Annotated in this window: 14 protein-coding genes and 1 pseudogene; 5 read left to right on the forward strand and 10 right to left on the reverse strand. The window is 43.0% G+C overall.

What is annotated here, in order from left to right; translation table 11 throughout:
- Positions 1–257: 257 nt before the first annotated feature.
- The 4 genes from IM456_RS15880 to IM456_RS15895 form a co-directional block, all read right to left on the reverse strand.
- The gene (locus tag IM456_RS15880; protein ID WP_079208267.1) at positions 258–476 is read right to left on the reverse strand and encodes a hypothetical protein; all 219 of its coding nucleotides are present in this window, start codon (positions 474–476) and stop codon (positions 258–260) included.
- Positions 477–569: 93 nt separating this feature from the next.
- Entirely contained in the window at positions 570–938 is a 369-nt protein-coding gene (locus tag IM456_RS15885; RefSeq protein ID WP_149986855.1) for a clan AA aspartic protease, read from the reverse strand.
- Entirely contained in the window at positions 935–1210 is a 276-nt protein-coding gene (locus IM456_RS15890; protein ID WP_149986854.1) for a hypothetical protein, read from the reverse strand. The genes IM456_RS15885 and IM456_RS15890 overlap by 4 nt, the downstream gene beginning before the upstream one ends.
- Positions 1211–1564: 354 nt before the next feature.
- Entirely contained in the window at positions 1565–1732 is a 168-nt protein-coding gene (locus IM456_RS15895; RefSeq protein ID WP_125732666.1) for a DUF4160 domain-containing protein, read from the reverse strand.
- 39 nt (positions 1733–1771) lie between these two features.
- Here IM456_RS15895 and IM456_RS15900 point away from each other — a divergent pair, with 39 nt between their 5' ends.
- The 3 genes from IM456_RS15900 (at position 1772) to IM456_RS15910 (ending at position 3367) form a co-directional block, all read left to right on the forward strand.
- Complete coding sequence (locus tag IM456_RS15900) at positions 1772–2056, forward strand: BrnT family toxin (RefSeq protein WP_004162457.1); 285 nt, start codon at positions 1772–1774, stop codon at positions 2054–2056.
- Complete coding sequence (locus IM456_RS15905) at positions 2031–2216, forward strand: hypothetical protein (RefSeq protein WP_004162454.1); 186 nt, start codon at positions 2031–2033, stop codon at positions 2214–2216. Before IM456_RS15900 ends, IM456_RS15905 begins: the two co-directional genes overlap by 26 nt.
- A gap of 575 nt (positions 2217–2791) precedes the next feature.
- Positions 2792–3367: a PspC domain-containing protein gene (locus IM456_RS15910; protein WP_287691922.1), complete on the forward strand. Its 576-nt coding sequence runs from the start codon at positions 2792–2794 to the stop codon at positions 3365–3367.
- A 228-nt stretch (positions 3368–3595) separates the two neighbouring features.
- Here the strand turns inward: IM456_RS15910 and IM456_RS15915 are convergent, their stop codons facing one another.
- The 4 genes from IM456_RS15915 to IM456_RS15930 form a co-directional block, all read right to left on the reverse strand.
- On the reverse strand, positions 3596–4102 hold the full coding sequence (locus IM456_RS15915) for an endonuclease V (protein WP_287691921.1): 507 nt from the start codon (positions 4100–4102) through the stop codon (positions 3596–3598).
- 158 nt (positions 4103–4260) lie between these two features.
- Entirely contained in the window at positions 4261–4581 is a 321-nt protein-coding gene (locus IM456_RS15920; protein WP_061430112.1) for a type II toxin-antitoxin system PemK/MazF family toxin, read from the reverse strand.
- Positions 4575–4817: an AbrB/MazE/SpoVT family DNA-binding domain-containing protein gene (locus tag IM456_RS15925; protein WP_061430113.1), complete on the reverse strand. Its 243-nt coding sequence runs from the start codon at positions 4815–4817 to the stop codon at positions 4575–4577. The genes IM456_RS15920 and IM456_RS15925 overlap by 7 nt, the downstream gene beginning before the upstream one ends.
- A gap of 453 nt (positions 4818–5270) precedes the next feature.
- On the reverse strand, positions 5271–6695 hold the full coding sequence (locus IM456_RS15930; RefSeq protein ID WP_149988700.1) for a protein adenylyltransferase SelO: 1425 nt from the start codon (positions 6693–6695) through the stop codon (positions 5271–5273).
- A gap of 82 nt (positions 6696–6777) precedes the next feature.
- Here IM456_RS15930 and IM456_RS15935 point away from each other — a divergent pair, with 82 nt between their 5' ends.
- Together IM456_RS15935 and IM456_RS15940 are read left to right on the forward strand one after the other, a co-directional pair.
- Positions 6778–7035, forward strand: a complete 258-nt coding sequence (locus tag IM456_RS15935; protein ID WP_002781847.1) for a CRR7 family NDH-1 assembly protein — start codon at positions 6778–6780, stop codon at positions 7033–7035.
- Between the two features lie 42 nt (positions 7036–7077).
- Entirely contained in the window at positions 7078–7488 is a 411-nt protein-coding gene (locus tag IM456_RS15940) for a salt stress protein, Slr1339 family (RefSeq protein WP_149977477.1), read from the forward strand.
- Between the two features lie 6 nt (positions 7489–7494).
- Here the strand turns inward: IM456_RS15940 and IM456_RS15945 are convergent.
- Together IM456_RS15945 and IM456_RS15950 are read right to left on the reverse strand one after the other, a co-directional pair.
- Positions 7495–8400, reverse strand: a pseudogene (locus IM456_RS15945) (hypothetical protein); the annotation flags it as partial.
- A 60-nt stretch (positions 8401–8460) separates the two neighbouring features.
- Positions 8461–9154: RNA-guided endonuclease InsQ/TnpB family protein (locus IM456_RS15950; RefSeq protein ID WP_287705268.1), on the reverse strand; the 694-nt coding region annotated here is incomplete at its 5' end.

Genomic DNA, 9154 nt, shown 5'->3' on the forward strand with positions numbered 1-9154 from the left:
AATCGCAAGCTGGGATAGCTTGGGGACTTGCGCTTTGATAATGTACCTTTTGGGCGAACGCAGTTCGCCCCTACATTGTGGACAAAATCCGTTACTGTAGGGGCGCAAAGCTTGCGCCCTCCGATCGATTGGGATATTATTCCCATGCAAGTCCCTTGGGTCTTCTTTGAATTGCCGATACGCTTTACGGGTCTGCTCTTGAATCGGTTTTGGAAGATCTGCAAACATCTCCCGAAAACGAGCAGTGGTACAAGACTTCACAACGTTTCTGGGTCTAATTCTTGAGTCTTGCCCAATCGATGTTCTGCCATTGCTTCGGCTGCTAGTTTAGCCAGCAAGTTTGGTGAGCGGGCAAAGGAGTCATCCCATCGCTGCTCTTCTTCGAGTTCTGCCAAAATTAGGGTTGCGATCGCGTCCTGTTGAGCGGTTGACAAGGTTTTTAATTGGGCGATCGCCTGCTCAAGTCGTTCAGTCATATACAACATCTAACGTATAGGGCTTAATATATTCTAGCTTCCACGTTGCTACAGCGATGGCGTACTGCTACGCAGTGCCTTCAGCATCGCACTCTACTTCAACGCTTCGATCGTAACTAAACCACCCTCAACTGCCTGAATTCGCAAATCGTATCCTCGTAATAGCTGCATCCCAATCAACGGAACCGTCTCTGATTCGTTGATGTAAATCTCACGATATTGCCCGTCCCAGATCACAAGCCCGATGTAAACTTCAAACGTGCAGAAAGTCCCATCGCCTAACGTCGCAAGATCTCGACCCTCCCAAATAAACCCTAACCTAGCAATTATGTCAGACGGCAAGGTGAGAAAACCCGAAAATCCTGTATCAATTACAGCATCTACTATCTGCGTTGTTTCATTGTTTCTGACTGCGATCGCCAAGGTCGCCTCACACCCTTGATTTACACGACCTTGCCTCATGGCTTTGTTCTCAGGCTCCTTGCGCCAAAGTGATCGACGGCTGAATGCCCAATGCGAACAAACCATGTCTGAGTATCAGGCACTCGTGCAGAAAGTTGCTTCGCTGCGGTTACCAAATCATCCGCTACTTCAAAAGCCCCTGTTTCAATGTCAATTGCCACAATTCTCCCCTGATTACCCTCCTCGACTTGAGAACGTACCTGAGACTCATAAATCTGATTACCACGTCGAGCGAATTCTTCTTTACTGTAGCGGGGTTGTCGAACTGTCATTGAAGCGACCCTGTGGCAACTTTTGCCCCTCTATTTTAACCAAACATTGGGAATCTTCGCTAACATTCCTCAACTGGTCCCACCAGAGCGGCATCGTACTTAGGGGTTGCTGAAAAAGTTTGTTGGTGGGGTTAGGAGTCGGTCGTCAGGAGTCTCCGAGTCAGGAGTCGGGAGTTTCAGGCTTTGTTGCCCTCTCTTTTTGTACCAATTTATGTACTATAATAAGGATAATGCAAGGTTTTTGAAGGTCTCAATCCGATTTTCGCAGCACTAACATCGGATTTTAACAGGTCAAAAGCCTTATTTTAAAAGGGTTTTACCATTATTCAGCAACCCCTACTTAAACTCACAGCTTTAATACATGGGCATGGTGCGTTCCCCAAAACATGTATCGAGTAATGTTGTTTGATGTTCTATCACCAGCCGATCAATTTGATTCAACTCATGTTCTTTAAAGCCTTGGTTCTTTTCTAGGAAGACGGGAGCGAGACAAAATTTCGCAATTTGCTTATCCCTCTTGATATGTTAAAATCATAGTGATTAGGCTGATCAACTCCGCTTATGGATGAAAGCTTTGAATGGGATGAAGATAAAAATCGTTTAAACCAACAGAAACATGATGTTTCCTTTGAATTAGCCCAATACGCATTTTTTGATCCCAACAGAGTTATCGCACAAGATCTGGCTCACAGTCAAGAAGAAAATCGATTTTACTGTATGGGGCAAGTTAATGAAGGAATTATCACAGTACGCTTTACTTACCGGGAAGGAAAAGTTAGAATTTTTGGAGCTGGTTATTGGCGAAAAGGACGTAAACTATATGAACAGCAAAATAACTTATACTGATGAACCAATGGAACTGGGACAAGTCGTTAAAGATTTTTTACCGCCCCCAGACCAGTTAGTTCCTAAAGGTAAAATCAAAACTAATCAAGTAACATTAGAATTAACAGAAGAAAGTGTAAGCTTCTTTAAATCTCAAGCAGATCGAAAACAAATTCCTTAGAAAAAAATCATTGAATTACTGGTTGAACAATATGCTCATGAATGTATATATGATGGTTAAACGCCTCATAAGAGCATTATCTGACCGACATTATAGCTAACCTGAAAAAGGTGCGTTACACGCGCGTTTTCGCACCCTACAAGATCGGCATCGTACTTAAACTCACAGCTTTAATCAATGTGCAGGGTACGTTCCCAAAAATCGATCGGTGGAGCAGTAAGACCCCCATTAGGGAACGCACTCTACGGCGATGTCTTGCTGCTACGCAGTGCCTTCGGCATCGCACTGTTAATCTTGAAACCACCTTGAATTAAATAGGGTTTGCTGAATAATGGTAAAACCCTTTTAAAATAAGGCTTTTGACCTGTTAAAATCCGATGTTAGTACCAGAAAATCGGATTGGGACCTTCAAAAACCTTGCATTATCGTTATTGTAGTACATAAGTTGGTACAAACAAGAGAGGGCAACAAAGCCTGAAACTCCCGACGACCGGCTACTGACGACCGACTCGGAGACTCCTAACCCCACCAACAAACTTTTTCAGCAAACCCTAAATATTGACGACAAATACAAAATGATTTACTTTCCTTTAATTGTGGCACTGTTGTTTGTTGGACCAGCGCTTTCTGCGATTGCAATTCGGCGATCTCTTCCCATCCGTTGGCAATTGGTTTTGCTTGGTATTTGCATTTTCTACGGGATTTTCCCGCTCCTACTAGCTTGGGGAGGACTGAGTTTGGCTGAACGCTTTGCTTGTCAGGCAGAAATTATAGTCTTTCATTGTCCTGCCCCCCGTTGGCTTGGAGAAATCATTACATGGATGGTCTTTGCCCACTGGCTTGCAATTGCTACTATCCCATCGGCTGTTTTGGGTTTTATAGGACTCCTTATTTCTTTAATAGTAAAAATTAATCCATCTCAAACAGAAGTAAGTATTTCAGGGAGACCAACCGCCGTTTTTTACCGCAGTCGTCGCCACAAAGTAATTTCAGGAGTGTGTGCAGCGATTGCACAGCGATGGAGACTGCCACTTCAAGGAGTACGGATTGTCACAGTTATTTTAGCAGTCGTCATACCTGGACTGGTTTTGTTACTGTACCTTTGGTTTTGGTTGGCGTTCCCACTGGAGCCACCTATCGAATCCATTTAGTTAGGAATTGAAATACTGTAAAGATGTGCAAATTATTTTCAATAACTACTCAACAATGCTTGCATAGAGAACGTATGTTTCTTTAAGGATGGAAGTGCCTACCAATAGCCTCGACATGATCCTTCCTTACAGATAGCCTCGCAGTCTAACGACAAAGGTAACGTGGCCGCCGCCAAACAGGCCGCAACTGGAAACCGACGTGATCGGCGGCTCACGTTCACCGATTTGTTAGCTCTCTATTTCTGTCCGTGCAAGACCATCAGCGGCCTTGAGCATCTTGGGTATTCGAAATTGCCCAGCCATTGATTGAATGTGTTGGGCAGCCACGTTGTATTCGATGCCGATTGCTGTGACAAAGAGAGGCCGCTTGCTGTTTGCGCGGAACACTTCGACCGCGTGTTCCGAATCACGATAACGGTTCTTGGCAACGCCGACGATGACGGCGGGTTGCGTCAGCGAACGGTGCAGATACGCACCCAAACCGGGCGTAAGGTCACGAGACAGATGGCAATAGCCATCAATCACATAGGTGTGTACGTCGAACCCGATCTGCGTAATCACCCTCAGTAGCGGCGACAATTCCCGCCTGTAGAACTTTCCGGGTTCGTATGCCGCCACAGGTTCTTCGGTCGCCGTGCGGCTGGCAATTGGTTCGTCAGATTGCCATTCTTTGAACACGATTGCGGCAGCTTGTGCCGCAGTGTCGGTGTAATGGACATCCAGAGCAGCAATCATCGGAGGCGACCATCCAGAAAATGAACCGGCTTACCGGCAATTATTGCGTCGAGGCAGCCTTCGAATTGAATTGCTTCTGGTAGTTCTTGAGCTTTTTGTACAGCTTTACTTAGAAGTGTTGATAACATTTCTTCTCTTCTCCACAAATTCAGTAACAATCAGTAGTGAAAAAATTCAACCAAGCGATCAGCGACTATCATTGCTAATCGTTGGTCAAGACTGCCAATTTTGGCAACAATTCGGATTTTGTCAATCGCCCTAATTTGGTCTAAAGCGATACTGCCGCGCACATTTTCTTGGTCAATTGTGATTCTAGTTGGGTAATTTTTGATAGTACCGGTGATTGGTGCAATAACGACTGTTCTTAATCGAACATTAATCTCACTAGGAGAAACAACAACACAAGGCCGAGTTTTTTGCAGTTCAGACCCCCTAGTTGGATCGAGTGCCACCAACACGATGGCAAATCTTTCTACCATTGGTTTTCTCGCTCAAACTCGTTTTCTACCCCCAACCAATCCTGTAAATCGGCTTCAAGAGGAGCATCATCAAATAACTCAGCCCAACCTTCCCTCACCTTCTTTTTAGCACTCAGAATAATCATTTTACCATCAACTATCGCCTCAACTTCATCTGTAAATTCACACTGTTCCATGATTGCTTGAGGAATTGTAATTGCTTGGGAATCACCGATTTGTACGATTTTCAGTAACATTTTGACGACCAGATAAACATAGGATAATTATATCAATCTATACCGATCAGAGGCAGATCACCGCTCCCTATTTTTTCAGAAAAGCGATCACCCGATTAAAGGTGATCAAGTTATCTCAAGGATTTGCTAGGATGGGGATGCTAACAACTTATTTAAGGATGAGTAAGTGGATGTGGTGGCAAAGTTCCCAATTAGATCGTATTGAACCTCTTGTAAAAATCAAAAATTGTTGTTAGGGTGAGGAGTCAGTAGCCAGTAGTCAGTAGTCAGGAGAATTAAGAATGAATAATAATTAATTAAATGGTCTATTTACAGATTTTATGCCATTTAATCCTTATTCTTGTCGTTTTTAAACCTTCAAAAATTAATTATACAAGAGGTTTAATTAATTACACATATCTAACCACATCTTGCCTCTCCTAACCAAGAAATTAATTTTGTCCTCTTACTTAATTACTGTTTATTTTGTAATTTTATCACTAATTCTTGGAAAGGTTGCCAATCATCTTTATAGGTAATTGCCTCCCAGACCGATTCGATTAGCGGTCTAAGTAAAGCGGTTTTAGGATTATAATGCGTTAAGGTGTCCCCAATTTGAGCTAAGGAATCTAGGGGTAATTGATTTAAGACCAAACTATATAATTCTCGCCAACGTTGCCAATCAGCTTTGGGTAAATCCATATTTTCAAGAATTAGAGAACTATTTTCTCGCCAACCGTAATTAAATTGTTCACTTAATTGATAGAAAAATTCGTGATAACCGAGGCCAGTTTCTTGGAGAACTTCCACGGTTTTGCTGACCAGTAAAGCGGATTCGGGAGTAAAAATATCCTCAAAACCTAACTTTTTGAGCATCATTTTTTGATAATAAAAATTGTAATGCTGGTCATAGTTAGCCAAAGCCAGATCTAACTCTAACAAGGAGACGACCATGGCCAGGGGAGATTGCAGTAACTCTAGATTTAAGCGACAGATAAAAGGCTGATTGCCATAACTATAACGGCCACCGTAGTCGAAATAGGCCGCCGTAAATTGGGGGTTATAGGAAGGAATAAAAGCGTAGGGACCATAATCGAAACTTTCCCCGGTAATTGACATATTATCGGTATTGAGAACCCCATGACAAAAACCCGCGGCCATCCATTGGGCTGCTAATTTAGCGGTTCTTTCAATCAAAGCGGCGTAAAATTTTAAATAGCGATCGCTATCTTGGGGATCGATTTCAGGATAATAATAAATAATCACATGATCGAGGAGTCTTTTAATTAAATCGCTACGTTTAATATGAAATAAACGCTCAAAAGTCCCAAAACGAATATGAGAATTACTAACTCGAATCATCACCGAAGATCGCGTCGGGGAAGGTTCATCACCGCGCCAGAGGGATTCCCCCGTTTCCACCAAACTGAGACAGCGAGAGGTATTCACCCCTAAACCGCGTAAAGCTTCCCCAGCTAAGACTTCTCTGACTCCACCCTTGAGAGTTAACCTACCGTCCGCATGACGGGAATAGGGGGTCCGTCCCGATCCTTTCGTACCAAAATCGTATAATTTGCCATCAATACCCCTAACTTGACCGTAGAGAAAACCGCGACCATCCCCTAAAAAAGGATTATACTCGCCAAATTGATAACCGTGGTAACGCAGGGCCAAAAAGGGGGTCAGGGATTGAAATTTACCAAAAGCCTCGATAAAATGCTCATCTAAGGTTAATTCTGGCTGAATTCCCAGCAAAGGTAATAAAGCATCATTGCGAAAACGAAGGATATGACTGGGAAAATCCGCAGCCGCAACTTGATCATAGTATTGGTCCCCCAAGTCCTGCATGGCGCTTTCGTAGGGGAGACTGAGAAAGGGATTGGTGAGATGGTCTGTCATAGTGGTGGTGTCGATCGAGCGTTGAGGCGATAAAGTGGTAAAGATAGCCAAAAAATTTTCCTACTGAGACTATCAAACAGCGATGCCCGATTCTATTATGTATCAAGGGGACTATTTTCTTGTCCTCGAGGCCGATCAACCTGAACAATTCCAGACTCCCGACCAGTTGCGGGATAAGTTAAAAGATTTAATCACCGCAAAACCGGAGATTTGTCCCCGACAATTGGCGAAATTCTCTAGTTTTGAGGAAAAAGCTCTCTATCTGCGCGATAATTACTGTGAGTTAGATCTGGGTGAGGAGGGTTATTTACAATGGTATCTAGTGCGTTTGGAAAAATAAGGAAACCCGCTTTTTAACTTTTTACTTTCTAACTTGATCATTATGGGAGAAATAGAAGATTTACTGGCACAAATGAAGGCAGAATACCAGAAACGGGATCAGGAAAAACCGATGCCGTCCCCTTCTTCTCGCCAAGAAAAAGATCGTTACCCAGACGAATTTAAGGTTAATTATGCTGGCGATTCTGCTACCGATGCGCTTTTAAAAGCTTTAGCTTTAGAAAACCAAGAAAGGCAACAACAGGAGGCAGCGGAAAAAGAAAAAGCAGCGGCATTAAAACAGCAGCGCAAGCGAGAAGCTTTAACTAGAAAGGCAAAGCAATGGTTAGATAAATTAGATGCCAAATCGGAGGAAGGACGCTGGTTTGAGGAGTTTTCATATAGCTACGATTCTCCTTTAGAAGCGGCGATTACTTATCTAGAAGCTTTGGGAGAAGTGGACATTTCTAAATGATCAGGTCTAATTTAAAGTTGTGGGTAAATTTGCTTGGTCAAAAACTCGATTATGCCACCAAATATTATCACCGGCTAGAATATTTGTGCCGTAACGAGGGACGATGCCATAAACAGTGCCGGGGTCATAATCCAAAGCTTGACTGATGAGATTGTAGAGACGTTGTAGATCAAAACCCCGGGGGTCACAATGGGGATATTTTCCTTGATTAATCAGAAAACTATCCACGGCAAAATGGCTGACAATTTGCGGTAATTGTCCCGTCTGTAAGGCTGCGAGGAGATAATATTTCGCCGTTTGTTGGTATTGAAAATCGCTGTAACCGGGGAGGGGTTGCAAGCGTCCTTTGGTCAAACAGTGGGATCCCGGCGCTTGTACCAGTTCAATGTTAACGCTGGAGATAACCCGACGATTTCTTTCGGCAAAAACTGGTCGCAAGCGATCGCAATTAGGGTGAGATAGCTGCTGACAAATCGCTTCTGTTGCCCATAATGCGGTGCTTTTTGCCCCATCAAAGTAATTTGTGGGATATTCTTTGACTAAACGCCTAAAGACGGCTTCTGAAGGCGTATTTAACCAAATTCTTGCTCTTTTTTCTAACTCAGGAGCCGATCGCGTACTCAAAGGAACACCCTCTAAAGCAAGTGCAAAACCCTTGACGCGGATAGTTTCTGGGGTAAGTTGCCACAGTTGACGCACTAATTGATCTCTGGTGTCTGCGGGCAGCATTTCGGCCGCTTGTTCATAAAAAGTGGCAGTGGGACGGTGACGTTCAAAAAAAGGCCGGGCGATCGAGTCTAAAATGTCTCTATCCCTAGAATTCTGTTTGCGGGGGATGTAAACATTGGGACCCAATTTCATCGGACCGCGAGCATATTTTTTCTGTTCTTCGATGTTACCCGCAGTCATAGTTAGTAAAAGTATAGTCAAATATAGACAGACTGAAATCCATTTCAGAAATTCCTTTCACTTTTACTTCGAGAGATTGATTCTCCTTGGGTGAACTACGCACCTCTCTATCCCATAGCGGTTAAACGCATTTGGGAATGCTTTTCGTAAAATATTGTAGGAACCTATGACATCAGATTGAACCAAAATCCCCTTATCTGTACGATATAACCCTCGCGAAATTCTTTTTCCTGAAAACACTGGCTTTTCAGTTATCTGTCCATAAACGGGGAGAGGATCGTCATTCAAAAAATTAGAAGCTGAGGTATAGGATTCTTCTTGAAGAATCACAGAGATTCCTTCTAATTGACATTTATAACTAATCATCTCAATTAATCGAGCATGAGGGATGGTCACAAATTTTTGATTGTTGACTTTTCCTAAGTTTACTTCTTGTTTCCAACCGTCATTTTTCCCAATTACTAAAGTTGTTATCTCTTGGTCAACTAAGAGATTGACTAAATAACGACTAGCTCGGTGAAGATAATTATCTATCTTCTGATTACGGCAACGAGTTAAACGGCGAATCCTCTGGGAACTTTGACGATTGCCTTTTAACAGAGATTGTAACTTAGCCCGACGTTGGTTATAAAATTGATTCAGGCTTTTTAACGGTCTGCCATTAATCAACAAAGGGATAAAGTCCGGTTGATTTGAAGTTACAGCCATCAAATTATCTATGCCTAAATCTATCGCAGCTATCTTTTCATTAGGAGCT

Origin of the sequence: Microcystis sp. M079S1, assembly GCF_020246425.1 — a bacterium.
GTDB classification, from domain to species: Bacteria; Cyanobacteriota; Cyanobacteriia; order Cyanobacteriales; family Microcystaceae; genus Microcystis; species Microcystis aeruginosa.